Source organism: Bacillota bacterium, assembly GCA_012837335.1.
Taxonomy (GTDB): Bacteria; Bacillota; Limnochordia; order Darwinibacteriales; family DTU012; genus DTU012.
In genome coordinates this window covers 75,117-102,018 of the sequence record DURM01000023.1, presented here as the reverse complement: position 1 = coordinate 102,018, position 26,902 = coordinate 75,117, and the positions used below count along the sequence as shown (strand labels likewise).

Here is a 26,902-nt window from a genome sequence, read left to right as displayed (position 1 = left end):
GCGAAAGAATTGGGTTATAAGCGCTGCAAACCTAACGCTAAAACCAGCATTTTATTTTTGATTCGCCGCCGCTATGTCGCTGACCACAGCAATTTCAGCCATTTGGTAGAAGGAATAGAGGCTAATGCTGCAAAGCACTGCTCGGAATTAACGATTGAATTTGTCGATTCAGAAAAACAGCAGAGCTTGACCCTTCCCCAAAATCTGTCCCGCGGCAAGCGCTTCGATGGGGTTATCCTTTTGGGTAAATTCGAAGATCAATATGCTGAAAAGGTGCTGGATGCTGTACCAAATATGGTAATGATTAATGGCGGTTACGATACGTTAAAATGCAGCTATATTTACTACAATTTCAGCCGAATCGGATATATGGCAGCGGCGTACTTAATCAGTAAGGGGCATACCAAAATCGGTTTTATCGGATCTGAACCATCGTACAGCCGCGAGCTGCGGTATTTTGGGATTACTAGAGCCTTGGCTGAGCATGATCTGAACTTGAACCCGCAGCATGTGCTCAACAGCCGAGTAGATTTTGAAGAGCAGGTAAAAGAACTGATTGACGGCAATAACCTGCCAACCGCGTTTATCTGCCAGTCTGACCGCTCTGCCCTCAGGCTGATCAAGATTCTTCATCAAAACGAGATTCATGTGCCTAAAGATACTTCCGTAATTGGCAGTGGTAACTCAGAGATGTCCAGTATATCCATTCCCGCACTTACTACTTTCGAGACCAATATCCCTGAAGTATGCGAAATTGCTGTCACCACGCTTTTGGACCAAATTAACGGTACAAGCGAAATCGGACGAACAATTTATGTAGAAGTAGAGCTGATCGAACGTGAATCGGTTCGTAGTATAAACAACGAGGAGGCAGAGCAGGGTGGACCTGAAACGACTAATTAAATATTCACGCAAGTACCTTAAGTTGAACCTATTAGGTTCGATTCTATGTATCGCAGCTGTTATCGCGGCATTGAATATTCCGGTCATCACCAAAGATATCGTGGACCGCGTTTTGCTCGGCGGAGAGTTTGACCTTATGGGCAAATTGATTCTGACCTTATTTGGGCTGACCGTGATTAGAATCGCAACAGAGTATTCTCGCACCTATATTTTTGAACATACCAGCCAAAGGGTTCTCTATGATTTTCGCAGTGATCTATACCGCAAGCTGCAGCAGCAGTCTTTTTCTTATTATGACACTGTGCGAACAGGCACTTTAATGAACCGCTTAGTTGGGGATTTACAGTCGGTGCGCCAACTTCTAAATAGTGGATATGTCAGCCTGTTTGAAGGTTTATTCCGCATTGTATCTACTTTGGTAATGATGATTTCTTTTAGTCCTTCCCTGACGTTGGCCTTAGTTTTGATTGTCCCAGTCACATATTTTGCGATGCGGGCAATGTCTAAGCAGCTGCGTCCCGCTTACCGGCAGGTAAGAGAATCATTTGAGAACTTATCATCTTCTGTTCAGGAAAACTTAACGGGGATCAGAGTTGTGAAAGCGTTTGGGCGCGAAGACTATGAGAAAGACAGATTCAATGAGATCTCTTCTGAGTGGAATCAGAACAATATCGCAGCTGCTGATATCCGCTCCGTTTATATTCCTGTGCGGAGATTAATTGAAGGCTTCAGCACAGTTATTATTCTTCTGCTCGGTGGTTATCTGGTGATGCAGGGTCAGATCACTATTGGTACACTCTTTGCTTTCAATACTTATGTGGTCATGCTCGCAGGACCAATTCAAGAGGCGTCCCACTTGGTAAACTTGTGGGAAAATGCTAAAGCCTCGCTGGAAAAAGTCTTTGAGCTGATGGATGAGGAGATTGTTCTCACTAACAAGCCGGATGCTCTTCCCATGCCATCCTGCAGAGGGGAAGTGGAATTCAGAAACGTGGATTTTTCCTACGGCGAGCAGCCTGTTCTTAAGAATATCAACTTCAAAATGGAACCCGGCACCACCACCGCCATTATGGGCAGCACAGGTTCGGGTAAATCCACTATCATCAATCTGATTGCCAGATTTTATGACGTTACCGGCGGTGAAGTTTTGGTTGATGGAATCAATGTTAAGGATTATGACTACAACGAGCTTAGGAAAAACATCGGCATAGTTTTTCAAGAAACACTGCTCTTTTCCGATACGATAGCTAACAACATCGCGTTTGCAGTACCTGATGCCACCGATGAGCAAGTTGAACAGGCAGCTAAGATCGCAGATGCGCACAATTTTATTCTTGATATGCCAGAAGGCTATGATACGGTGATTGGCGAGCGGGGTATCGGTCTATCGGGAGGACAGAGACAGCGCATAGCGATTGCTAGAGCTATCTTAGCCAATCCCAAAATCTTAATCCTTGATGACGCAACTTCTAGTGTGGATATGGAAACCGAGCATGAGATCCAACAGACGTTAAAACAGCTGATGGATAACCGCACAACTCTGATAGTTGCTCACCGGATCTCATCGGTAAAGGATGCGGATCAGATTATTGTTCTTGATGAAGGTAGGATTGTAGAGCAGGGTACTCATGATGAACTGCTCGAACTGCGCGGTAAATATTATCAGACATTTATCGAGCAGTACCGCGAATACAAGGATGGGGCAGGCAGCCTGAAATTAGTATCGGGAGGGATGGAGTAGGTGGCTAGAAGCAGTTATAGATCAGAAGAAGCTGTTGTAAAGGACCTAGATGTAGGGCAGCTGAAACGACTGCTGCAGTACCTTAAACCGTACCGCAAGCAGTTGTGGCTCACAATTGCTCTAATGTTTGGTGCTACTATCATTGATAGTTTCAGTCCATATATTGTTCAGATTTCAATTGACGATTACATTCCCAACCGCAGAATCAGTATGCTGGTGGCAGTGACCTTGCTGTATGGAGCAGCCGTTGTGTTCAGTTATATTTTCACTCGGTTGAAGATCAAGTATGCTAACCGCACCGGACAGAACGTGCTTTTTGACCTGCGCCGCGACTTGTTCAATCATGTGCAGAACTTATCGCTCAACTTCTTTGACAATAACTCAGCAGGAAGAATCATGGTACGGATCGTCAACGACGTGAACACGCTCAACCATCTGTTCACGAACGGATTTGTTAATGTTATTTCGGAGATCTCAGTTCTGATTGTAATTGCGATTGCCATGTTTGTTATTCATCCGAAATTGGCTTTAGTAACTCTTGCCTCAGCGCCGCTGTTTATGACCCTGCTGATCTTAACGCGCAATGAGATTAGGAGACGGTGGCGGGAAATGCGGAGAAAAGTATCGAATCTCAACGCATATTTAAATGAGAACCTGATGGGAATGAAGGTAATTCAAGCCTTTGTGCGGCAAGAAGAGAACAATCGCGTTTTTCACATCGCCATCGGTGATGTATTCAAGTCGTGGATGGATGCAATCCGTCTAAACGCTGCTTTTGGACCGGCGGTAAACTTGGTTTCTATAATCGGCACGATGATTGTTTATTGGTACGGATCCAAGCTCTTAAGGATTGATGGCGTTACACCGGGAGTTATTCTTTCGTTTTCTCTCTATCTGACGAAGTTTTGGCGGCCGGTGCAGATGCTCAGCAACTTCTACAACCAACTCTTAGTTGCTTCAGCATCATCAGAGCGAATCTTTGAACTGCTTGACCAACAACCGCAGATTGTCAGTTTGTCAGAACGCAGATTAGATAAGATTGAAGGCAGTGTTGAATTCCGGGATGTGTCCTTTCACTATGAGCCAGAAAAACCGGTTCTTAAAAAAATCAATTTTACTGCGAAGCCCGGGGAAACCATAGCTTTAGTTGGCGAAACCGGTTCAGGTAAAACAACGATTATCAATCTGCTAGCTAGATTTTACGATCCAATCGAAGGACAAGTGCTGATCGATGGTCAAGATATTAAGCATGTTGAACTGGATTCTCTGCGGGAAAAAGTCGGTGTGATGCTTCAAGATCCGTTTATCTTCTCCGGTACAGTAATGGATAATATCCGCTATGGCAAGCTTGATGCCACCGAAGAAGAAGTCATTGAAGTTGCCAAAGCTGTCCACGCCCATGATTTTATCGTGGAGATGGAAAATGGCTATTACACATCTGTTAATGAGGGTGGAACGCGGCTGTCCATCGGACAGCGGCAGCTGATTTGCTTTGCTCGAGTACTTCTGTCAGATCCGCAGATCCTAATTCTTGACGAAGCAACATCCAGTGTCGATACCCACACTGAGATCCTGCTGCAGAGAGCGATCGACAAACTTTTGGATGGCAGGACGTCATTTGTAATCGCCCATCGACTTTCAACAATTCGCAATGCGGATCGGATCATGGTCATTGATAAGGGAGAAATTGCGGAAGTTGGAACCCATGATGAACTGCTGGCCAAGAAAGGACTCTACTACCAGCTTTATACAGTGCAGTATGAATATCTTAATGCCGTTTAGGAGGGTGAGGCTGTGTTAGAGCGGAACAACTCAGTCTTGGTGCTGGTTGATGCCCAAACAAAACTGATGAATGTGATGGATGATGCGGAGCGCCTAATCCAAAATCTGAAACGGTTAATTAAGGGGATGCAGGTATTAGGCATCCCCTTAATTGTAACCGAACAGTACCCCAAAGGCTTAGGCCCAACAATTCCAGAGTTAACGGACCTGTTAAATCCGGAAACTAAAGTAGTTGAAAAAATTACGTTCAGCTGTACCGATGAACCAAAATTTATGAATGCGCTGGAAAAAACAAAACGCAAACAGGTGATTCTCTGCGGAGTGGAGTCTCATATCTGTGTCTACCAAACTGCATTAGGACTTAGGAGCAGAGGATATGATGTGGAGATTGCAGCTGATGCGGTTTCTTCCCGTAGTGCGGACAACCGTAAACTGGCTTTATTTAGACTAGCACAGATGGGAGTCGGGATCACTGGCACGGAGATGGTTTTATTTGAACTGCTGCGCCGCGGTGAAGGTGACCAGTTTAAGGCTATCAGTAAAATCGTAAAATAGCAGGAATACAGGTTGTGAAGGTCGAACAGTTAAGTAGATAATTATTCGAATTTCTCACAAATACAGATCTTGGCGAATAAGATCTGGGATGGCTGGAATAGGTGATTCGATGATAATTAAAGCTGAAACATGTTTTGCAGTAATAGAAGAGTTAGCACCCCTTAAGTATGCTTACGAATGGGATAATTCCGGACTGCAGGTGGGGTCTCCACTGCAGCCAGTAAAAAAAATACTGGTTACGCTGACGGTAACAGAAGCTGTTGTCGACAGCGCAGTTAAATCAAATGTTGATTTAATTATTTCTCACCACCCTTTGATTTTTCAGCCATTGCGTTCAATTCAAACTGATTCTCCGTGCGGGAAGATTCTGCAGAGATTATTGATCAATAATATCGTGGTTTATGCCTGCCACACTAATTTAGACCGGGCTCCATTTGGGTTGAATTATTGGCTTGCAGAATCGCTGAGCCTTAAAGACCATCAAGTTTTAGACGTTGAAACAGACGAAGGTGTGGGTATCGGTCGAATCGGATATATTGAACCGGTTACGCTGGCAGAATTAGCAGATCAGCTTAATAAGCTTTGGGATACCCAGGTGAGGTATGCTGGCGACCCTTTGGTACAGTGCAGTAAGATTGCTGTCTGCGGCGGTTCCGGAAGCGATTTAGTGCAGAAAGCTGTTGAACAGCAGGCAGATGTATTGATTACTGGCGATGTGAAGTACCATACTGCTCTTGACGCAAAAGCAATGGGTTTCGCAGTGATAGATGGCGGTCACTATGCGACAGAGAAAATAATGATCTCAAAAACAGCGCAGTATTTAAGGTCGAAGCTGGATATTGAAATAGTTGAGGAATCAGCTGGCGATAACCCGTTTCTATTTTGATTCCCAACCAAGGTGGTGAGAGATTATGGCTCCACGGAAATGTGTGATCTGCGGCAAGACCATCCCGGCGGAAAGACTAAAAGCTTTACCCCAGACTAAAAGGTGCGTGGATTGTGCCCGCGAAAAAGGGTCTGACATTGTTACCCGCAAGGTTGATATCGGTATGGATGCAGACACTTACAAAGATTTACTGGGAGCTACACGCAGTTAAATCACCCCAGCTAGTTGCACTGAGACATATTTTGTGGTATACTTTTCTATGCCGTTAAGTGAATCAGATGATCGCGGGAGTAATCCCGAGGAAAGTCCGAGCTCCATAGGGCAGGATGCTGGGTAACACCCAGTGGGGGCGACCCTAAGGAAAGTGCCACAGAAACATACCGCCTATAAAAGGTAAGGGTGAAAAGGTGAGGTAAGGGCTCACCAGCAATTAGGTGACTAATTGGCTAGGTAAACCCCATCCGGAGCAAGGCCAAATAGGGGAGAAGGAGCTGCCCGTTCCATCTGACTCCCGGGTTGGCTGCTTGAGGCATTAGGCAACTAATGTCCTAGATAGATGATCATCCGCGACAGAACTCGGCTTACCGATTCACTTAGCAGGCAATTTCATAATTCGATTGGAAACTCTGACAAAAGTCAGAGTTTTTTTATCGTTTTTTTCGTTTTGAGGAAGGAATAACCAATTTGACACCGAATAATGTCATCGAGTGGTAAATAGTGGGAGAAAGTGGGGGAAATTTCCGGAGAGGGGTTCGGCTCATGTTTATGGGCGAATATCAACACTCGGTGGACAACAAGGGAAGATTGATTATTCCAGCCAAGTTCCGTGAAGATTTGGGCGAAAACGCGGTGATGACACGGGGCTTGGATAATTGTCTATTTCTATTTCCCCAATCGGAGTGGAAAATCTTGGAGGAAAAATTAAAATCGCTTCCCCTCACTAAAGCTACTGCCCGCCAATTTGTCCGGTTTTTCTTTTCGGGAGCTACAGAATGTGATTTGGATAAGCAGGGACGAATTACCATCCCGCAAAATTTGAGGGATTACGCTGATGTAGATAAAGATGTGGTTGTGATCGGAGTGTCCAACCGGATTGAGATATGGAGCCGCGGACGTTGGGAACAATATATGCAGGAAGCTGAGGAAGCTTATGAGGAGATCGCGGAGAATATTGTTGAGCTCGGAATCTAGCTATTAATACTAAGGATGATTGAGATGGATTTTGTACATCAACCGGTTTTACTGAACGAAGTGATCGCAGGGCTTAACCTCAAGCCCAATGGCATCTATGTTGACTGCACTTTAGGAGGCGGAGGCCACACTCAGGCTGTTCTCGATTCTCAGCCCGATGTTACAGTTATCGGTATTGATCAGGATCCGAATGCATTGGCAGCTGCTCAAGCAAGACTGGCTCCGTATGGTTCCCGAGTAAAATACGTTCGCGATAATTTTCGCAATTTAGATCGTGTCTTGGCATCAGTAGACCATCTCCATGTAGACGGAATTCTAATGGATATTGGAGTATCTTCACCTCAATTAGATCAAAAAGATCGCGGATTCAGCTACCAGCATGATGCCCGTTTGGATATGCGGATGGATCCAATGGCCCAGATATCAGCTCATGATTTGGTTAACAGCCTGACAAAGCAGGAACTAACGCGAATAATTCGTGATTATGGAGAGGAGCGCTGGGCAAACCGCATTGCTGAGTTTATTGTGGAGCACCGCCGCGAAAAGCCTATCGACACCACCGGTGAACTGGTGTCGGTAATTAAAGCAGCAATTCCCAAGAAAGCAAGGCTAGAAGGACCTCATCCTGCCAAACGCACTTTTCAAGCTCTGCGGATAGCAGTTAACGATGAGCTGGGAGCGCTCAGCGAAGCAATAGAAAAAGCAGTAAATCATTTGAAGCCGCAGGGACGGCTCTGCGTGATTACATTTCACTCGTTAGAGGATCGACTAGTAAAGAATGCGTTTCGGGAGTTTGAAAATCCCTGTATTTGTCCACCCGGTCTGCCGATCTGCACCTGCGGTAAGGAACCGCTGGTAAAAATCATTACCCGCAAGCCGATCGCAGCCGGGCAAGAAGAACTTGCAGCAAATCCAAGGGCACGCAGTGCTAAACTGCGTGTATGTGAGCGTTTACCTTAAGGAGGATTTGACCATGGAACCCGCTTTGAAGCTGGAATACTATGAAGTGGAGAGTGTCGAAGAAATTCGGCCTACCTCTAAAAAACGCCGCAAAAAAAGAGTTCCGATCCCAGTCTTGATCTGCCTGACAGCAATGCTGTTTGTTGGCGGTGGCTTGTTTTATATTAATCAGCAGGTAATAACCATGCAGATGAATGTGAAGATTGGACAGCTGGAGACGCAGCTTGCAGATCTAAAACAAGAAAACGACCACCTTTTATTAACGCTGAAAGAAACCACCCGCCTTTCTACAATTGAAATAATGGCAAGGCAGGAATTGGGGATGATCGATCCGGTTGGAACTGAAATGCTGGTTATGAATCAGCAGCCTCACAGCGAGCCAGAAGCTGCGGGTTGGATTGATGCGCCGGCTTCAGAGACACAGAACTTGTTTACTGTGGTTGCCAACTGGATGAATCGACTGCTGCCGGTAGGAGGAGTTGAAGCTGGAAGAATTGGGCAATAAAAAGAGAATCTACCGAAGATATGCAGGGCTATTTATCTTTTTTGCTTTTTTTGTATCCGTTTTGATCGGACGTTTGATATATCTGCAGCTGTGGAGCAAAGCTCGCTATACAAATTTTGCAAAAGCACAGCGGCTCCAGCCAGCGACAATTGATCCGCAGCGAGGCAACATTTATGACCGCAATTATGAACTTTTAGCCAGAAGCGTTGATGCTTATTCAATTCATGTAATTCCCAGCAGCAGTCGTGATCACCGCCAGGCTGCTGAGCAGCTGGCGTTGTATGTGGATCTGAGCGCTGATGAAATCGAAGCCCGCTTTTTGGAGCAGGAGGAAAGCCAGACAAATTTTTGGTTGACTCGTAAGCTCAGTTATGAAGCAGCGGCAAAAATTCGTGAACTCAACATTCCCGGCATTCGTTTGATCACGCGACCGCAGCGTTTTTATCCCCAGGGCAGCCTCGCAGCGCATGTGCTGGGTATTGCCGGGATTGATAATCAAGGCTTGGAGGGCCTTGAATACCATTATGATGAATATTTGAGCGGCACTCCGGGTACGATGCAGGTCGAAAAAGATGCAGTGCAGCGCCGCATACCAGGTGGCTATGAAAACTTGATTCCACCGGTTAATGGGCATGATTTAGTTTTGACGCTGGATTCAGTAATTCAGTACATAGCTGAAAAGGAGCTAAAGTCAGCGGTCACTGCTTCGGAAAGTGAAGCCGGTGTTATCTTGATCATGAGACCGAAAACCGGTGAAATCCTCGCCAACGCAGTTTATCCTACCTTTGATCCCAACAACTATCAAAGTTACCCTACAACCTATCGCCGCAATATTGCGCTTACCGATCTCTACGAGCCAGGATCCACATTTAAAATCTTTACTGCAGCAGCAGCTATTGATCTAGGAATTGCCAACGCAGAGCGCGAATTCTACAGCGGACCTTCATGGTCGGTCGGCGGCGGCAGTGTTCGCAGTTCTAATATCTATGGGCATGGACGTATAAATTTCTTAGAGGCTGTTGAAAAATCGGACAATATCGCCTTTGCCCAGCTGTCTGTTGAGATGGGGCCCGAGCGTTTTTATCCGTATTTAGCAAATTTTGGCTTTGGCAAAAAATCTGGAATTGACTTTCCAGGAGAGGCTGTGGGAATTGTGCCTAAACCGGGGCAAATCGCCCACGGCGAGACACTCCAATGGGCAAACATAGGTTTTGGCCAAGGAATTGCGGTAACACCGCTGCAGATGCTGATGGCAGCCTGTGCTGTTGCCAACAATGGCACGGTGATGCGTCCATATTATGTTGCTCAGATTCGCGATGAAAATGGGAAAATTCTGAAGACAACCGAGCCGCAGGTGCTCAGTCAGGCCATTAAGCCTGAAACGGCTGAAACATTAACTGAATACTTGGTTTCTGCGGTTAATAATGGCTCTGGAAGTCGAGCTAGAGTGGTCGGAATTGAAATTGCCGGTAAGACCGGCACTGCGGAAGTGCCTACTCAAGGCGGCTATGGTGAAGACCGGGTGGCGTCATTCATCGGATTTGGTCCTGCTGAGGACCCGGAAATAGCTGTATTGGTAGTCTTGTACCGGCCGCAGATTGAAATTCGCTATGGTGGCGTGATTGCTGCGCCAGTTTTTCAATCTGTCGCTGAGCAAGTTCTTGACTATCTCGGCATTCCCCGCAAGCAGACTAAGGTTGCTGCTGACGGAATGGCAGTTGTGCCGAATGTGCGCAATTATCCCATCGCTGAAGCTGAGAAGATCCTAAAAGAACACAGACTGACCGCGAACTATGTTAATGAGGGAACGATAGTCAGGGATCAAATCCCAAGTCCCGGCAGTCGAGTACTGCCGCATACAGCAGTTAATTTAGTTTTTTATTCGGGTTCAGAGGCGGTCTTGGTAGAGGTTCCCAGTTTGACCGGAAAGAGCATGCGGGATGTTTCGACAATACTGAATGACTTAGGGTTGCAGTTTCGCGCGTCGGGCAGCGGTATAGCATCATCCCAGATGCCGGAACCGGGAGCCAGGGTTCCGGTGGGAACCGTCATTGAAGTTAAATTTCAGCCATAGAATGGGAATAATAGGTATATTAGTCGGTAGGGGGATCATCATGCGCATTTCACAATTAGCAGCAGGACTGGAGTGCGAAATAATTGGCGGAGACTGCCGGGTAACGGGATTAAGCTATGATTCGCGCCGTGTACAGCCGGGAGATGTGTTTTTTGCAATTCGCGGTTTCAAAACCGATGGGCATAAATACATTGAGCAGGCAGCTGCTAATGGAGCAGCTGCAGTGGTGGTTGATACTATCCAAGTTCTGGACTCCGACATTACTCAAGTCGTAGTAGCGGATACGCGGGTGGCGATGGCTGAAATGTCAGCCGCTTTTTTTCAGCATCCTTCACGAAAACTAAGAGTAATCGGCGTCACTGGCACTAACGGCAAAACAACTACTACATATTTAATTAAAGCCATACTGGAGCAGGCAGGTTTTAAAGTGGGATTAATCGGGACCATTCAAACCCTGATTGATCAAACTGTGATTCCTGCAGTTCGCACCACACCCGAGTCTTTGGATCTCCAGTCTCTTTTAGCAAGAATGGTAGCTGAACAGGTAGAGTATGTAGTGATGGAAGTGTCCTCTCACGCGCTCGAATTAAACCGCACTGCCGGACTAGAATTTGATACGGCTGTTTTTACCAATTTAACTCAGGATCATCTTGACTTTCATCATGATTTTACGCATTATTTTCAAGCGAAGGCCAAACTTTTTGTCAATCTGGCTGCAGCTGGAACCAAATCCAAGAAACTGGCAGTGATAAATTACGATGATTCTTATGGCTTGAAAATGGCTGCGCAGAGTTCTGCGCAGGTATTCAGCTATGGGATCGAGCAGCCGGCTCAGATTCGCGCCTGCGATCTGGAGATCTTCGGTGATGGAATGAAGTACCAGTTGGTCACTCCGTTTGGATGCACGGACTTAAACATGAATCTAACTGGTCGTTTTAATGTCTACAATACGATGGCAGCTGCTGCGGCATGTTTGGCAGAAGGGGTCAGCTTGGAGCAGATCAAAATCGGCCTAGAGAAAGTCCGGGGAGTTCCCGGCAGATTTGAACTGGTTGATGCGGGCCAAGATTTTACCGTAATAGTTGATTATGCTCATACGCCGGATAGTTTGACCAATGTACTCAAGACAGCACGCAGCTTTACGGAAAACCGGATTCTCGCGGTATTCGGCGCCGGTGGAGATCGGGACCGGGCTAAGAGACCTCTGATGGGGCAGGCTGCAGCAAGGCACAGCGATTATGTGATTTTAACGTCAGATAACCCCCGGAGTGAAGATCCGGAGCGGATCTGCTCCGAGATTGAGCAAGGGATCATTGCTGAGAAGGATAAAACACCAAACTTTGATTACACCATTGAAGTTGATCGGGGCAGAGCCATTGAAAAAGCGATTAGAATGGCGGTAAAAGGTGATACAATTATAATCGCCGGTAAAGGCCATGAAACATATCAAGAGTTTGCGGATCACACAATTGATTTTGATGATCGAGCCGAGGCGTTAAGGATTCTAAAGGAGCTGTAAGATCATGTATCCACTCACTTTTAAACAAGCTGCCGATCTTTTGGGTCAGCGGCGCAGTGATCAAAATCTAATCTCAAAGGTTATTATTGACAGCCGTGATGCGGAAGCGGAGTGTTTGTTTTTTGCCCTGCCCGGATCAAATGTTGATGGTCATGATTTTGTAGATGATGTTCTAAAAGCTGGTGGATACGCGGTGGTAAGGCGGGGTTATGGTCGCGGTGAACGGACAATTGAAGTCGATGATCCCCTTACAGCTCTCCAGAAACTAGCGCAGTATCAGCTGAAACAGATTGACATCCCTGTTGTGGCTGTAACCGGGAGCAACGGCAAGACGACAACCAAGGATTTTACTGCAGCAGTTTTGGAAGCCAAATATTCGGTCTGGAAAACCCAAGGAAATTACAACAACGAAATTGGAGTGCCCTTGACTATCTTGGCGATTGAACCGCACCATGAGATTGTTGTTCTGGAGATGGGTATGCGTGGACTGGGTGAAATTCTGCATTTAACAGAGATTGCTCCACCTCAGGTAGCAGTGATTACGAATGTTAATCCAGTGCACATGGAGCTTTTGGGAAGTTTAGACAATATTGCTCAAGCTAAAGCTGAGCTTCTCGAAGGGCTTAGGCCGGGCGGTACGGCGGTTCTTAACGGTGATGACCATCGGGTCCGCAACCACGCATCTAAAGCAGGTCGGGTGTTGTTTTTTGGGAAAAATGCCGCTAATCAGCTGCGGGCTGAAAACATCCGGGTTGATCAAGATGGCTGCGCTAGCTATGATCTGCTCTGGAATGATATCCGTGTATCTGTTTCGCTGCCGGTTCGGGGCGTTCACAATGTTTTAAACAGCCTTGCCGCTGTGGGCGTGGGTTTGCAGTTTGGAATACCCGTATCAGAGGCAGCATCCGCTTTGAAACACGTAGAGTTGACCGGAATGCGGTTTGAGAAGGAAGAGGGAAAAAGCGGGATCACGATCTTAAATGACGCTTACAACGCCAGTCCCGCATCGGTGCGGTCAGCTCTCGAAACGCTTGATCTGATGGCTTCCAGCGGCAGAAAAGTGGCTGTCCTTGGAGACATGTATGAGCTGGGATCAATATCCGAAAGTGCGCATCAGGAAGTAGGCCGGTATGCTGCTCAAGTCTGCGACTTTCTAATCTTTGTCGGCAGGTTTGCAGATTATATGCAGAAAGGTGCAGAATCTGCCGGGGCATCGCCTTCGCAATTGAAAATATATCATTCAGTTGAAGAACTGCTTTCTGAACTCGAGGGCCTGATTAATCCCCAAGATTTGGTATTAATTAAAGCATCGCGCTCGGTTCAGCTGGAGCGGGCAGCAGAAGTATTAAAAGTGAGGTAAGTTTGATGGAAAATGTTGCGATTTATTTACCGTTTCTCGGGGCTTTGATAGCATTTGCTGTCGTAATTTTGATGGGCCCGATGACTATCAAATTTTTACATGATCTGAAATTCGGCCAAAATGTGCGGTCAGATGGTCCTAAACGACATCTTCAGAAAGCCGGTACCCCAACGATGGGCGGAGTAATGATCCTAATCGGTGTCACCATCGCCGTTCTGTTCTTTAACAGGGGTAATAATCAAGTGTACTTTGCATTATTCGCTACGCTCGCTTACGGCGTTATTGGTTTTTTGGATGATCTAATCATAATTTTAACGCGCCGATCGCTTGGACTCAAAGCGCGGCAGAAGCTGTTCGGGCAGTTTTTTATTGGTTTTTTAGTGGCGTTGTATGCGATTTCCAGACCGGATATCGGCACTGACATTTTGATTCCTTTTACAGACATCGTGATTAGTCTCCCGAAAATAGTTTATGCGATTTTGGTACTGGGAGTTATGGTTGGAACTACTAATGCAGTAAACCTGACTGACGGATTAGATGGATTAGCCTCAGGTACAGTTGCGATTGCCGCGGCTGCGTATGGCGCTGTTGCCTATCTTTTGGGAAATCCCGAGCTGGCTCTGTTTGCAGGCGCTGTAACCGGAGCGTGTCTCGGTTTTGCCTGGTTTAACGCCCATCCTGCGGCGGTATTTATGGGTGATACCGGTTCACTGGCTCTGGGGGGAGCAGTAGCTGTTCTTGCAGTTTTAACCGGCACACCTCTTCATTTGGTTATCATTGGTGGGATTTTTGTGATTGAAGCGTTGTCAGACATTATTCAGGTTGTTTATTTCCGGTTAACTAAAGGCAAACGCTTCTTCAAAATGGCACCAATCCACCATCATTTTGAACTGCTGGGATGGGAGGAGCCTAAGATTGTCACCAGATTTTGGTTGGTTGGTCTCTTTTTCGCACTATTGGGGTTGTTAGCAGTCCTCTAACCGAATATAGATTTAGGGAAGGGGGGCGAAACCGGATGGCATTTTTTACGAAAGAAGGAAGTATTGATTTAATTGTCTTTACAGCTGTGATTGCACTTTTAAGTATTGGATTGGTAATGGTCTTCAGCGCATCATCAGTAATGGGAATAAACGATTTTCGCGATCCGTACCACTACGTGAAGCGCCAGTTGGTCTGGGCAGTACTTGGATTGATTAGTATGTACGCAGCTGCAAAGATTGATTATCATATTTATCAATATTTAGCCCTACCCGGGTTGATTATCGCCATAGCTTTGTTGGTTTTAGTCTTATTTATTGGCGATGATATCGGCGGATCAACCCGCTGGATCAGTTTGGGCTTCTTTAACCTGCAGCCATCTGAAGTCGCTAAATTGGCCATGGTTAATTACACTGCACTGTATATTTCGAACAAGCGCAGCAAGCTGAGGAAATTCTTATCCGGTCTGCTGCCTCTGCTGGTAATTCTGGGGATTCAATTTGGATTAATCATGATGGAGCCCGATTTCGGAACCGCTATGACTATGGTCTTTACCATCGTTATTATTTTGTTTGCAGGTGGTGCTCATCTTGGACAGATGGCTGTTTTGGGATGCTTATCCGTACCAGCCTTTTATTATCTGATCAAATATGAGCCTTATCGGGCGAAACGCCTGCTGGCTTTTTTGGATCCATGGGCTGATCCGACCGGTACAGGTTGGAATATCATCCAATCTTTAACAGCGATTGGTTCCGGAGGTTTGTTCGGGTTAGGTTTGGGCAACAGCAGGCAAAAATTTTCGTATCTTCCTGAGCATCATACTGACTTTATTTTCCCGATTCTCTGTGAGGAATTAGGTTTTATCGGCGGAGCTCTGGTCCTGCTGCTGTTCTTCTTGGTAGCCTGGCGCGGACTGAGAATTGCGCTTAACGCTCCGGATTTGTATGGGAGCCTTTTGGCTATAGGCCTTACCTCAACGATTGCTTTTCAAGCTCTTTTAAATATCGGAGTGGTGACTGGAGTACTTCCGGTAACGGGAATCACCCTTCCCTTCATCAGCTATGGCGGTTCGTCGCTGATCATTAGTCTGGCGAGTGTGGGGGTACTGCTGAACATTTCCCGGCAGCTTAGTTCATGAATTTATTTTCTGCATCCTTTCACCAAAACCTAGCTCCTGCATACTATGAACAGTGCTGAAGGAGCATGGAGCAGAGGTGATAGGATGCAAAAGTTATTGATCGAGGGTGGTTATCCACTGTCAGGCACCATCCGGATCAGCGGCGCTAAAAACGCTGTGCTGAAATTGATGGCGGCAGCGCTGCTGGGTAGGGGTAAATTTGTGATTCACGATGTTCCTGCAATTAAAGACGTGTATACCATGATTGGTGTGCTGACCGCTTTAGGGGTTAAGGCTGAACTTGCCGATTCGATTCTTACCTTAGAAGTAGATGAGATATCCGGCGAACCGCCGACCGATTTGGTGCAGGAGATGCGGGCTTCGATTCAGGTTATGGGCCCTTTATTAGCCCGTTTAGGCTGGGTAAAAATTGCTAAGCCCGGTGGCTGTGCTATTGGCGATCGACCGATAGATCTGCATTTAAGAAATCTTGAGCGCCTAGGAGCGGTGATTGAAGAGCGGCACGGTTATATTACTGCCCGCTGTTTGCGCTTGACTGGACAGGAGATTTCCCTCGATTTCCCCAGCGTCGGCGCTACCGAAAACTTAATGATGGCAGCATCATTGGCTAAAGGAAAAACCATTATCTACAATGCAGCGCGGGAACCGGAGATAGTTGATATCCAAAACTTTCTTAATCAAATGGGAGCTAAAGTATATGGGGCCGGTACCAGTGTAATAGTGGTGGAAGGCATCGATGCTGACCATTTAGGCAGTACTGAGTATACAGTGATTCCAGATCGGATCGAAGCTGGGACTTATTTATTAGCAGCAGCAGTTACTCGGGGCAGCATTACTTTGGAAAATGTTATTCCCCAGCACATTCAGGCTTTATTGAGCAAATTGGTTGAAACTAACGCGCGGCTCTCGATTGGATTAAATAAAATAACACTTGAATCAGGTAGAACAATCCAGCCGGCTAATATCATTACCCTGCCTTATCCCGGGTTTGCCACCGATCTGCAGCCGCAGTTTATGAGTTTAGTCACTTTAGCAGAAGGGAGTAGTGTGATTAAGGAAACGGTTTACTCCCGCCGCTTTGGGCATGTAGAGGAATTAAGGCGAATGGGCGCCAATATTCAGCTTGATACAAATTCTGCGATTGTGCGAGGGGTAAAACAGCTGACCGGTGCTTCGGTGCGCGCAGTAGATCTCCGGGCTGGAGCGGCCCTTGTTATTGCTGGTTTGGCCGCCCATGGGATAACTAAAGTGTCCGGTGTGGAGCATATCATGCGGGGATACGAAAAACTAGTTGAAAAGCTGCAGGGAGTCGGTGCAAAAATTGAACTAATTACTGAAGAGGGTAACTGACTGTAGTTAGTCAGTTACCCTTACCACAAGGTCCGTCCTATTTTTTTGGGCAGGGGAGGATGAGCAAGGTGCAGCGTAGAATTATATCAATTGTAATCATAATCCTTGTTTTATGCGCTTATGCATTTCTTAATTCCAGTTATTTCAGTTTGGATGAACTAGAATGGAGCGGCCTTACTTTTTTAGCTCCAAGTGATCTGCTTGCCGAGACAAGCTATGCCGGCCGAAATGTCTTTCGGATCGATAAAGGAGAATTGGCTGAGCAAATCCGAGGCCATATATGGATAAAAGACGCGGCTGTAGCCTGGAAGTGGCCAAACCATCTCAGTGTGAAGGTGACAGAACGCAAACCTGTGGCTTTGGTTGCAGGCAGTGATAGTTGGTTTGTTTTAGATGACGAGGGAGTAGTCCTGCCTCCTCCGCGGGGATTTAACTTCGGATCGCTGCCATTGGTCACGAATATTGATTTGGATGCTGGTGAGCAGTTCATTTCCATAGCCAGGCTGTTAGCTCAGCTGCCGACAGGATTGTATGAGAATGTATCTGAGTGGAATTCTCTGGAGCAGACGTTGATTACTAGAGCCGGTACTCAAATTCTCCTTGGCAATCTGCGGGATTTAGACCGCAAACTGGCAGCTTTAGACTTGATATTACAAGAGTTGGCTAAACGCAGTGCAGTTCCTAAGCGCATTGACCTGCGTGTTGCCAACAGTCCAGTGATTATTGAATAAAAAGGAAATACTGTTGATTATGTGGAACTAACAAATGAGGATTTTGCAGTATATGGATTAATGTTTGTTTTACATTTGTGGACCAGAGAAGGGGGATCTTATGTTTGAGTTTGATCTTGAGGGTGGTCAGTTCGCCAACATAAAAGTTGTCGGTGTGGGTGGAGGCGGCAGCAATGCTGTTAACCGAATGATTCATGCGGGTCTGCAGGGTGTACATTTTATTGCTTTAAATACTGATGCTCAAGCATTGATGCTGTCAGAAGCCAACGATAAGATCCAAATTGGTGCTAAGCTGACTAAAGGTCTAGGCGCAGGTTCAAATCCGGAGGTCGGTCAGCGTTCGGCAGAGGAAAGCAAGGAAGAAATCCGCGCTGTGCTGGAAGGTGCCGACATGGTGTTTATCACTGCCGGGATGGGTGGTGGCACCGGTACCGGTGCGGCACCGGTTGTGGCTGAAATTGCTAAAGAATGCTCAGCCCTCACAGTGGGTGTAGTTACTAAACCTTTTGCGTTTGAGGGACGCAGACGCCAAGCTCAGGCAGAAAAGGGAATTGAGCTTTTGAAAGCCAAAGTTGATACGCTGATTACAATTCCCAATGACCGCCTGCTGCAGGTAGCCGAAAAAAGAACCACCATGCTGGAAGCCTTTAAAATTGCTGATGATGTCCTGCGTCAAGGTGTGCAGGGAATATCTGATTTGATCACAGTTCCGGGACTTATTAACCTTGACTTTGCTGACGTGAGGGCAATCATGACAAATGCGGGTTCTGCCTTAATGGGCATTGGACAAGCTTCCGGTGATGATAGAGCTATCCAAGCAGCTAAACAGGCTATCTCCAGCCCGCTGCTGGAAGCATCAATTAAGGGTGCAAAAGGCATCTTATTGAGTTTGAGTGGAAGCTCCAACCTAGGTTTACTTGAAGTCAACGAAGCCGCGGGAATTGTCGCTGATACAGCCGATCCTGATGCAAATATCATTTTCGGAGCAGTGATCAATGAAGATCTCCAGGACGAGATTATTGTTACTGTAATTGCTACTGGGTTTGATGCTGCCGAAAGAACCCTACCTGGGGAGGAAAGTGAGCTTGACATCCGTCCGTTTACTAGTGAGGATTTGGATATTCCAGCGTTTTTAAGAAAGAAATAAAAAAGAGGCGAAGCCTCTTTTTTTAATTCAATCTTTGAATCTCCCGCTGGAGCTTTTTCAGGATTTTCTTTTCCAAGCGGGAGATATATGATTGTGATATGCCCAGCAGATCTGCTACTTCTCGCTGGGTTTTTTCTATGCCATTATTTAAACCGAATCTCAGCTCCATTATTTTCCTCTCCCGCCCGCTTAACCGTTCTAGGGCCTGTTTTAACAGGGCCTTATCCACTTCTTCTTCAATATATTTGATCACATCGCTTTCGCTTCCCACTACATCAGCAAGTACCAGTTCGTTTCCGTCCCAGTCCGTGTTTAAGGGTTCGTCGAAAGACACTTCTGCTCTAATTTTGCTTGTGCGCCGCAGATACATTAGGATTTCATTCTCGATGCAGCGCGATGCATAAGTGGCAAGCTTTATGTTTTTATCGGGATCAAAAGTGTTAACTGCTTTGATCAGGCCAATAGTCCCGATTGAAACTAAGTCTTCAATAAAGATTCCGGTGTTTTCAAACTTGCGGGCAATGTAGACTACCAGCCGGAGGTTGTGCTCAATCAATGGAGATTTTACTGTAAGATCTCCTGCCCGCAGTCTGTTTAAAAGTTCCGATTCTTCATCCGCGGTTAAGGGGGGCGGAAGGACCTCGCTGCTGCCCACATAGTGTACCGGAGGAGTAATCCGCAGGATGGTGAGCAGTTTAATCAGCAGTAATCTCAACTTAAGCCTCACGTTCTGACTGAGCTGCATGAGTCGGTTCTCCTCCCTGAAATGTTATTGGTGACGCTGCGGCGGGAACTGGACTATCCAAAAGTTCCGGCGGCAGCAGCGCTTGATATTCTCCGTCAGGATCTAATGTGTGCTGGTAGACAGCGATAATACCTGATGTATCACACTGTTCGCTGCTGTTTGTGATCTCTATCCGATCAGGGCGAAATCCTACTAACACCCCATTTTTTACACCGATGGCATTGAAGGGAATGATTCGTAAGCGTACTGCAACATCGGGTTCGGCGTGATCGATTGCACTGAGATTACCTGAAGATAAATCAGCAATTAACTGGGCTGTTTCTTCATCAAATAAGGGCATCAAGGCATTTTGCTCTACAACGATTACCGGTTGTTTGGTGAGGGGCTCTTTTAATTGGTTTCCAGTATCGATCAGGGCGGTTAATTCAACACTTCTTTCATTGAAAACGATTTTGATCGGCAGTTGATATACATGGTGGTAAATCCGCTTTTGGATTACTCCCCATCCAAGCTCAGCAGCTATTAAGATAACCGCAATTGAGACTAAAACTCCGGCTGTGAACTGAGGTTCAGCTGCAGAACCGAGCAAATAGGCCGCTGCCATACCGGCTCCGGCACTGATAAAACCAATACCGTAAAAGTAAGCTAGGACTCGGAATAGTTTCCTGCCTTTTGTGCGAGGATAGAAGCATACCACGATCATCAATAAGGATATTAGGACAAGTGTGGGAAAGAACCTCAGCAGTCCATAAAAGGGAATCAGACTATAGCTTGACAGCATGAACAGCAGATAATGCAGAGTTCCGATCAGCGCACCAAGAGCCAGTCTCGGGCGTGTAGTCGGTGACCGGGTCACTTCTGCAGCTGCCCATAAGAGGATGAACTCAAACAAAAAATTGGAAAACAACCGCAAAATCAGTGCGTCTATATAAATAATGTATCCCGGCATCGGCTCCCTCCTCTCGCTCAATTTCTATAGGGGAATATTTGTGGTTAAATTGGCAATTTCCTCCTTTGTCCTAATATATTTCATAAACATTGGAATTCCGGAATAGAACGTTCAATTCCTGGCAATACTTTTCTTGTGAGTGTCAAATAATCAGGGGAGGATCTTATGAACAAGGTTGAGATCTGCGGTGTAAATACATCTAAACTGCCTGTTCTCTCTAATAAGAAAATGCGTGAACTCCTTGCCAAAATAAAAGATGGCGACCAGCAGGCCCGCGAAGAAATGGTTCAGGGCAACTTAAGGCTGGTCTTAAGTGTAATCCAGCGCTTTAATAACCGCGGTGAGTATGTGGATGATTTGTTTCAAGTGGGATGTATCGGCTTGATGAAGGCTATTGATAACTTCGATCTCAGTCAAAATGTTAAGTTCTCAACATATGCTGTGCCTATGATCATTGGTGAGATCAGACGATATCTGCGAGATAACAACCCGATCAGGGTCAGCCGCTCTCTGCGGGATATCGCTTATAAAGCGCTTCAGGTAAGAGATTCTTTAGCTAATAAATATGCAAAAGAACCAACAATAAGTCAAATAGCTGAAGAACTGCAGATACCCAGAGAAGATATAGTTTTTGCGCTGGATGCAATTCAAGAACCCATCTCCTTATTTGAACCGATTTACCACGATGGTGGTGATCCGATCTTTGTTATGGATCAAATCCGTGATGAAAAAAATCTCGATGGCAATTGGCTGGAAGGAGTATCAATTAAAGAAGGGATGCAGCGGTTAAATGAACGGGAAAAGCTGATCTTGACTATGCGATTTTATGACGGGCGCACGCAGATGGAAGTAGCGGAGGAAATCGGGATTTCTCAAGCTCAGGTCTCCCGATTAGAAAAAGCAGCCTTAAAACACCTGAGACGGTTTTTAGCAACTTCTTAATGGAGGTAAGGATATGCTGAAAGAGCAGATTCAAACTCGAGTAGTGGTCGCTTTTCTTATTGTTGTCCTAGCAATAATTGGATATTATCTCGGTGCTATCATTACTCAACCTGGCCAAGTTTACGCCTACACAAACAAAAATCTTGTCCGCCTGCATGTTTTAGCTCACAGCAATAGTCCCCATGACCAGGACTTGAAGCTGAAAGTGAGGGATGCAGTATTAGCAGCAGCGAACGATCTGTTTGCTGGTGTGGCGGAGAAAGAACAGGCAGAACAATTAATTGCGGATAATTGGGACCTAATCCATGATACTGCCGCAGCTGCTGTTGCTGAAGCAGGTTACAATTATGATATTCGGATGGAGTATGATCAATTCCCGTTTCCGGACAGACAGTATGGATTGCTGTTTCTGCCAGCGGGTGAGTATCAGGCTTTAAGGATAATTATTGGTGAAGGACGCGGTGACAACTGGTGGTGTGTGCTGTTTCCGCCTCTCTGTTTTGTTGAGTCCGCCTCAGATCAGTCGGCTGATTCTGTAATTGCTCCTGCCCCTCATCTTAATGAAGGTGGCATTGAAGTTCGTTCAATGTTTTGGGAGCGGCTCAGACATTCCCGAGCAGTTCGCCGCCTAGAAGAGTGGTGGGTTGCCAGTTTGGATACAGCGAACTATTGGGCTCTGCCGCTGCTCAAATCTAAGTAAATCAACAAAAATACTTATCTCGATTCAGTTTTAAAGTGTCCACTTTTTGATTTTCAACATTTCTAGTAATTGTCATCTTGTTAACTTGAAATTAACAACTGGTTTGTGATACAATAAATAAGCAGGTAATTTGAATAATACATAGGGGAGGAGTTAAAATGAAAAAGCATTTAATGCTGGTACTGGCAGTTTTACTTGTTGGACTTATCAGCACTGCCGCATTTGCCCAGCCGCCGGAGAATCATGTGTTAATCGAGGATTTTGAGGATGCAACTCCGGAAACACTCGAGCAGTACTGGAGACCAGACTTCAGTTATCTGGAGGTTAATGAAGATCCTGAGTTTGCCAAGTCCGGCACAAAAAGCTTGAAAATGGTTAAAGATCTCAGCCATTTCCGTCAGGCTAACGTTTTGTTAAACTCGAATCATCCCATGTGGGGAGAGCTGCTTAACCATTTCAAACTTGGTTTCTGGGTGTATATCGCTGATCACGAAAATATCTATGAAAATGAGTGGGCTCTGTTCTTAGCTACTCACAGCGGTGGCGAGTGGAAGGAAGCTATTCTCAACATGAGACAATCCGATCTGCAGCCTGGCTGGAACTGGATTGAAACCTACATTCTTCTAGATGAGTCGATCGACGAGTTAATGTTCGGCTTCAACTACTATGGTGAGGAAGAAGTTCCGACTTACATTGATTACATCTGCGTATACTAAACTTTAAAGCAGTTACTAGATTTGCTTTTTCCGCACAAGCTGTTCCTTTATTGAGGAACAGCTTTTTTTCTCCCCCGCATATACATACAGTGACAGATTAAAAGGGGGAACCCCAAGATGTTTATTAAAACGAGTGAACTGCGCCGGCTTGATGTGATCAATCTTGCGGATGGTCGGATTTTAGGAAATGTGTGCGATGTGGACTTAGATCCTGATACTGGTGAAGTGCGCTATCTAGTTTTGGACAGACCTGAGTTTGGCTTCTTCCGCTTGTTTAGGCGGGATGACTTAGAAATTCCATGGCGAGATGTAGTATTGGTAGGAATCGATGTCGTGATCGTGCGGTCAAAATTAGAAACGTCATCGAAATATCGAGCGTGGCAGAGACAGTAGTATTCATGTATAATAAGTTTAAATAGGATAATTTGAGGTGAATTTATGCGCTGTCCTTTTTGTCTTCATAACGAAAGTAAAGTTTTAGATTCGCGCGCGACGGAAGAAGGCGCTTCAATCCGCCGCAGACGGGAGTGCACCAGCTGTCGGCGCAGGTTTACAACCTATGAACGCTTGGATGAGATCCCATTTATGGTTGTCAAAAAAGATGGAAGAAGAGAGCCCTTTAACCGCAATAAAATCCTTACTGGTGTGTTAAGAGCCTGTGAAAAGCGCCCCATTTCCATTGATGAAATTGAGAAGATGATTGACCAGATCGAGAGAGAGGTCCGCAATAACACGGAGCGGGAGATCTCGTCCGAGCAAGTTGGTGAGCTGGTTATGGAACGGCTCAAGGATTTAGACGAAGTTGCTTATGTGAGATTTGCATCAGTTTACCGGCAGTTTAAGGACATAAATAGTTTTCTCAATGAACTGCAGCAGCTCCTGAAAGGAGAATGACAATGTGGCACGTGACTCGGTTAGGTGAGTCGGCATTTTGGCAGGTAGATGCTTGGAAGGAGTATGAATGGCTCTGCCATGGTTTTACCACGAGAGATTGGGGCAATCTCGCGCTGCATGTAGATGATGAACCTGAGCTGGTTGTGGAAAACCGCAAGGAACTGGGCTTGATGCTTGGCTTTTCGGTTGAGAACTGGGTTACTGGAAATCAAGTTCACCAAACACGGATTGCGTGGGTACAAGCCGAGCATCGAGGGCGAGGGGCTTTGGAGATGTCCGACGCTCTGCCTGATACCGATGGGATGATCACTGATGTTCCCGGAATTTTATTGGCTACTTTCTACGCGGACTGTATTCCGCTTTTATTTGTGGTTCCAGAAAGAAAAATTGTCGCAACCGCCCATGCTGGCTGGAGGGGAACGTGTGCCGAGATCGCAGTTCAGGTGATTGAGAAGTTAGGAGCTGACTTTCAGGTTGAACCAAGGCAAATTCAAGCTGCCATTGGTCCCGGTATCGGCAGCTGCTGCTATCAGGTTGGCGAAAATGTTGCTTCCCAGTTCCCTGAGGATGTTCGCATTGAGCGGGAAGATGGCGTCTACATAGATCTAGCTGCGGCAAACGAGCTTCAACTGCAGGAGTGTGGTATCGACAAGAACAAGATCTATACCGCCGAAGTATGTACTAACTGCAATCAGCAGTTTTATTCGTACCGCCGGGAAGGGATCAAGGCGGGCAGAATGGCGGCTGTAATAGGGATAAATCGGATGCAGAAGTAAATTTAAGCAGGGTATCATTTGCAATTCGTCGAACAAGTTTATGAGGTGGTTGTCCTTGAAACCAATTAATTCCAGACGGCGTGAAATTTTTGGCATTTTGCTGTTTTCCTTCGCTGTTTTTTCGCTGATTTCTTTATATGTGGAGCCAACCAGTTGGGTTGGCTGGTTCGGTGAGGGGCTTCGCAGCTTGCTGCAGAAACTATTCGGAGAGGTCTCTTTTCTTTTCAGTTTTATTGTGCTGGTTATAGCTGTTAAGCTGTTTCGAGGGACTCTACTGCCAATTAAAATCCGCAAGGTTATCGGATGGCTGCTGCTGTTGAGCTGTTTAACCGCTTTGCTGCATTTAACTGCCGTTTACCAAGGTCGGGGCTATCAGCTGCCTCCATCAATGGCTGAGGAGCTTAAGTATGCTGATGGAGTCGGGGCGGGTCAAGCGGGAGCAGTGTTCATGGTTCTCTTTCTATCTGCTTTTGGCATTCCCGGAACCTATATCATGCTGGGCGGATTATCTTTAATCGGCATTATTTTGGTCTTTAATATCTCGTTTATCAGTCTGTTCAGCGCTGTTTTCGCTTTTATCGGCAAGTTGGTTAATGATGGTTTCAGCGCCGTTGTGGATCTATTTAATACACTTAAACATAAACTGCAAGTAGCAAAGGAAAAGCGCGCTTTGGCCCGCTTGGAGGCACTGGCCAATGCTCCTGCCGAGCCTCAATCTGAAGCATCCCAGCCAGCGCCGTCGTCAAAGCCACACTCTGCAAACGCTAAAAAGCCCAGACAGGCCAAGAAAAAGCGTACTAAAACTGCTGAATCAGCTTCTGAAACTGAAGAAGATGTTACTGCAGTGTTGGAACCAGAATTACCGACTGCTTCAGAATCAGGAGCAGAACAGAGTGAAGATGAGCCGGAGTTTATGCCCGCAGCTGCGCCCCAGCGAGCTTACCGACTGCCGCCAGTTTATTTGCTGAAAAAAGCTGCTCGGAGCACCAAACGGGGTGTTAGTGAAAATAAGCAGCAGTTGTTAGAAGAAACGTTTACCAGCTTCGGTATCGATGCTAGAGTAGTTAACATCTGCCAGGGGCCGGTGGTTACCCGCTATGAGCTGCAGATCGGTCCGGGTATAAAAGTGAGCAGAATCACCAGTTTAGCTGATGATATTGCCCTGGCGCTTGCAGCTACTGATGTGAGAATTGAAGCACCTGTACCCGGCAAGTCAGTGGTGGGAATTGAGGTTCCTAACGATGAGACGCAGCCGGTACTGCTGAGGGAAGTCGTTGAGCATCCTGATTTCAGCAATCATCAATCAAAAGTGGCGCTGGCTTTAGGAAAAGATATTGCCGGAAATCCGGTGGTAGGCGATCTCCGCAAATGGCTGCATTTATTAATAGCGGGGGCTACTGGATCAGGCAAGAGCGTGTGTTTAAACACAATCATTATCAGTTTGCTGTATCGAGCTACCCCTGATGAAGTTAAACTAATGCTGGTTGATCCCAAGCGGGTTGAGCTGTCTAATTATGACGGGGTGCCCCATCTAATATCCCCAGTTATTACTGATCCAAAAAAAGCTGCCGCAGCCCTAAGGTGGGCGGTAGCGGAGATGGAAAGGCGCTACAAACTCTTTGCGGATCATCAAGTGCGGAATATAGAGGCATATTATCAGCTTCTGGCTTCCAAGGCTGATGACAGTGATCCAGAATCCCAATTGGAGTTTCTACCCTACATAGTAGTAATTATTGATGAGCTGGCTGATCTAATGATGGTGGCAGCAGCAGATGTTGAAGAAGCCATCTGCCGCCTGGCACAGATGGCTCGCGCAGCTGGTATGTACCTGATAATTGCTACCCAGCGACCATCTGTTGATGTAATTACCGGTTTGATTAAGGCTAATGTGCCTTCGCGGATCGCATTCGCCGTCTCATCGCAGGTAGATTCCCGCACAATTCTTGACATGGGCGGTGCGGAGCGATTAATCGGCAAGGGAGATATGCTGTATTACCCGCTGGGGGCAAATAAACCGACCCGAGCGCAGGGAGCATTCATTTCCGACAAAGAGGTTGAAGCGGTAGTTGAGTTTTGGAAGAAGCAGGGTGAGCCGGAGTACCGCGAAGATGTTGTCGACGAAAAACCGACTTTATTTTCTCCAGAAGAAGATCATGATGAGCTGCTGGAGGACGCGATTCGATTGGTTGTTGAAACTGGACAGGCTTCCATTTCAATGCTTCAGAGGCGCTTCCGCATTGGCTACAGCCGCGCAGCCCGCTTGATTGACATGATGGAAGTTCGTTCAATTGTTGGCCCGCATCAGGGAAGCAAACCCAGGGAAGTTTTAGTTGACCGAGACAGCTTAGATCTATGAGGTG

At 46.3% G+C, this 26,902-nt stretch carries 26 protein-coding genes and 1 other RNA gene; 25 read left to right on the top strand and 2 right to left on the bottom strand.

All coding sequences use genetic code 11. The annotated features are described in order from the left end of the window. The 18 genes from GX019_03720 to ftsZ all read left to right on the top strand — a co-directional run. A partial coding sequence (locus tag GX019_03720) for a LacI family transcriptional regulator (GenBank protein HHT36267.1) occupies nucleotides 1-903 on the top strand: 903 nt, incomplete at its 5' end. Next, nucleotides 881-2,644, top strand: coding sequence for an ABC transporter ATP-binding protein (locus tag GX019_03715; protein HHT36266.1), 1,764 nt, complete (start codon nucleotides 881-883; stop codon nucleotides 2,642-2,644). The genes GX019_03720 and GX019_03715, both read left to right, overlap by 23 nt. After that, on the top strand, nucleotides 2,645-4,426 hold the full coding sequence (locus tag GX019_03710; GenBank protein HHT36265.1) for an ABC transporter ATP-binding protein: 1,782 nt from the start codon (nucleotides 2,645-2,647) through the stop codon (nucleotides 4,424-4,426). A gap of 12 nt (nucleotides 4,427-4,438) precedes the next feature. Next, complete coding sequence (locus GX019_03705) at nucleotides 4,439-4,981, top strand: hydrolase (GenBank protein ID HHT36264.1); 543 nt, start codon at nucleotides 4,439-4,441, stop codon at nucleotides 4,979-4,981. A 109-nt stretch (nucleotides 4,982-5,090) separates the two neighbouring features. Then, a complete protein-coding gene (locus tag GX019_03700) occupies nucleotides 5,091-5,867 on the top strand; it encodes a Nif3-like dinuclear metal center hexameric protein (protein ID HHT36263.1) in 777 nt (258 codons plus the stop codon). A 25-nt stretch (nucleotides 5,868-5,892) separates the two neighbouring features. After that, the gene (locus tag GX019_03695; protein ID HHT36262.1) at nucleotides 5,893-6,078 is read left to right on the top strand and encodes a hypothetical protein; all 186 of its coding nucleotides are present in this window, start codon (nucleotides 5,893-5,895) and stop codon (nucleotides 6,076-6,078) included. Nucleotides 6,079-6,133: 55 nt separating this feature from the next. Next, an RNA gene (rnpB, locus tag GX019_03690) (RNase P RNA component class A) lies at nucleotides 6,134-6,467 on the top strand. A gap of 159 nt (nucleotides 6,468-6,626) precedes the next feature. Then, nucleotides 6,627-7,058: a division/cell wall cluster transcriptional repressor MraZ gene (gene mraZ, locus GX019_03685; GenBank protein HHT36261.1), complete on the top strand. Its 432-nt coding sequence runs from the start codon at nucleotides 6,627-6,629 to the stop codon at nucleotides 7,056-7,058. 24 nt (nucleotides 7,059-7,082) lie between these two features. Beyond that, nucleotides 7,083-8,018, top strand: a complete 936-nt coding sequence (gene rsmH, locus GX019_03680; GenBank protein ID HHT36260.1) for a 16S rRNA (cytosine(1402)-N(4))-methyltransferase RsmH — start codon at nucleotides 7,083-7,085, stop codon at nucleotides 8,016-8,018. A gap of 13 nt (nucleotides 8,019-8,031) precedes the next feature. Continuing rightward, nucleotides 8,032-8,523: a hypothetical protein gene (locus GX019_03675; protein ID HHT36259.1), complete on the top strand. Its 492-nt coding sequence runs from the start codon at nucleotides 8,032-8,034 to the stop codon at nucleotides 8,521-8,523. Nucleotides 8,524-8,584: 61 nt separating this feature from the next. Continuing rightward, nucleotides 8,585-10,597 carry a PASTA domain-containing protein gene (locus GX019_03670; protein HHT36258.1) on the top strand — a complete coding sequence of 671 codons (2,013 nt, stop codon included), beginning with the start codon at nucleotides 8,585-8,587 and terminating at the stop codon, nucleotides 10,595-10,597. Nucleotides 10,598-10,637: 40 nt separating this feature from the next. Continuing rightward, nucleotides 10,638-12,116 carry a UDP-N-acetylmuramoyl-L-alanyl-D-glutamate--2,6-diaminopimelate ligase gene (locus GX019_03665; GenBank protein ID HHT36257.1) on the top strand — a complete coding sequence of 493 codons (1,479 nt, stop codon included), beginning with the start codon at nucleotides 10,638-10,640 and terminating at the stop codon, nucleotides 12,114-12,116. A gap of 4 nt (nucleotides 12,117-12,120) precedes the next feature. After that, on the top strand, nucleotides 12,121-13,476 hold the full coding sequence (locus GX019_03660; GenBank protein HHT36256.1) for a UDP-N-acetylmuramoyl-tripeptide--D-alanyl-D-alanine ligase: 1,356 nt from the start codon (nucleotides 12,121-12,123) through the stop codon (nucleotides 13,474-13,476). Nucleotides 13,477-13,481: 5 nt separating this feature from the next. Further along, a complete protein-coding gene (locus GX019_03655) occupies nucleotides 13,482-14,456 on the top strand; it encodes a phospho-N-acetylmuramoyl-pentapeptide-transferase (protein HHT36255.1) in 975 nt (324 codons plus the stop codon). 35 nt (nucleotides 14,457-14,491) lie between these two features. Continuing rightward, nucleotides 14,492-15,592, top strand: coding sequence for a putative lipid II flippase FtsW (ftsW, locus tag GX019_03650; protein HHT36254.1), 1,101 nt, complete (start codon nucleotides 14,492-14,494; stop codon nucleotides 15,590-15,592). An 84-nt stretch (nucleotides 15,593-15,676) separates the two neighbouring features. Next, on the top strand, nucleotides 15,677-16,942 hold the full coding sequence (gene murA / locus GX019_03645) for a UDP-N-acetylglucosamine 1-carboxyvinyltransferase (GenBank protein HHT36253.1): 1,266 nt from the start codon (nucleotides 15,677-15,679) through the stop codon (nucleotides 16,940-16,942). Between the two features lie 68 nt (nucleotides 16,943-17,010). Further along, a complete protein-coding gene (locus tag GX019_03640) occupies nucleotides 17,011-17,673 on the top strand; it encodes an FtsQ-type POTRA domain-containing protein (GenBank protein ID HHT36252.1) in 663 nt (220 codons plus the stop codon). A gap of 100 nt (nucleotides 17,674-17,773) precedes the next feature. After that, complete coding sequence (gene ftsZ, locus GX019_03635) at nucleotides 17,774-18,820, top strand: cell division protein FtsZ (protein ID HHT36251.1); 1,047 nt, start codon at nucleotides 17,774-17,776, stop codon at nucleotides 18,818-18,820. A 22-nt stretch (nucleotides 18,821-18,842) separates the two neighbouring features. On the opposite strand, the gene sigE is transcribed toward ftsZ, so the two are convergent. Both sigE and GX019_03625 read right to left on the bottom strand, forming a co-directional pair. Beyond that, entirely contained in the window at nucleotides 18,843-19,565 is a 723-nt protein-coding gene (sigE, locus tag GX019_03630) for an RNA polymerase sporulation sigma factor SigE (protein ID HHT36250.1), read from the bottom strand. Beyond that, nucleotides 19,537-20,514, bottom strand: a complete 978-nt coding sequence (locus GX019_03625) for a sigma-E processing peptidase SpoIIGA (GenBank protein ID HHT36249.1) — start codon at nucleotides 20,512-20,514, stop codon at nucleotides 19,537-19,539. Before GX019_03625 ends, sigE begins: the two co-directional genes overlap by 29 nt. 165 nt (nucleotides 20,515-20,679) lie before the next feature. Between GX019_03625 and sigG the strand changes: the two genes are divergently transcribed. The 7 genes from sigG (at nucleotide 20,680) to GX019_03590 (ending at nucleotide 26,898) form a co-directional block, all read left to right on the top strand. Further along, entirely contained in the window at nucleotides 20,680-21,456 is a 777-nt protein-coding gene (sigG, locus tag GX019_03620) for an RNA polymerase sporulation sigma factor SigG (protein ID HHT36248.1), read from the top strand. Nucleotides 21,457-21,469: 13 nt separating this feature from the next. Further along, the gene (gene spoIIR, locus GX019_03615) at nucleotides 21,470-22,156 is read left to right on the top strand and encodes a stage II sporulation protein R (GenBank protein ID HHT36247.1); all 687 of its coding nucleotides are present in this window, start codon (nucleotides 21,470-21,472) and stop codon (nucleotides 22,154-22,156) included. 158 nt (nucleotides 22,157-22,314) lie between these two features. Then, nucleotides 22,315-22,872: a hypothetical protein gene (locus GX019_03610; protein ID HHT36246.1), complete on the top strand. Its 558-nt coding sequence runs from the start codon at nucleotides 22,315-22,317 to the stop codon at nucleotides 22,870-22,872. A 117-nt stretch (nucleotides 22,873-22,989) separates the two neighbouring features. Then, a complete protein-coding gene (locus GX019_03605; protein HHT36245.1) occupies nucleotides 22,990-23,265 on the top strand; it encodes a YlmC/YmxH family sporulation protein in 276 nt (91 codons plus the stop codon). Between the two features lie 45 nt (nucleotides 23,266-23,310). After that, nucleotides 23,311-23,766: a transcriptional regulator NrdR gene (nrdR, locus tag GX019_03600; protein HHT36244.1), complete on the top strand. Its 456-nt coding sequence runs from the start codon at nucleotides 23,311-23,313 to the stop codon at nucleotides 23,764-23,766. Nucleotides 23,767-23,768: 2 nt separating this feature from the next. After that, nucleotides 23,769-24,542 carry a peptidoglycan editing factor PgeF gene (gene pgeF / locus GX019_03595; GenBank protein HHT36243.1) on the top strand — a complete coding sequence of 258 codons (774 nt, stop codon included), beginning with the start codon at nucleotides 23,769-23,771 and terminating at the stop codon, nucleotides 24,540-24,542. A 40-nt stretch (nucleotides 24,543-24,582) separates the two neighbouring features. Beyond that, on the top strand, nucleotides 24,583-26,898 hold the full coding sequence (locus GX019_03590) for a DNA translocase FtsK (GenBank protein ID HHT36242.1): 2,316 nt from the start codon (nucleotides 24,583-24,585) through the stop codon (nucleotides 26,896-26,898). Nucleotides 26,899-26,902 lie beyond the last annotated feature (4 nt).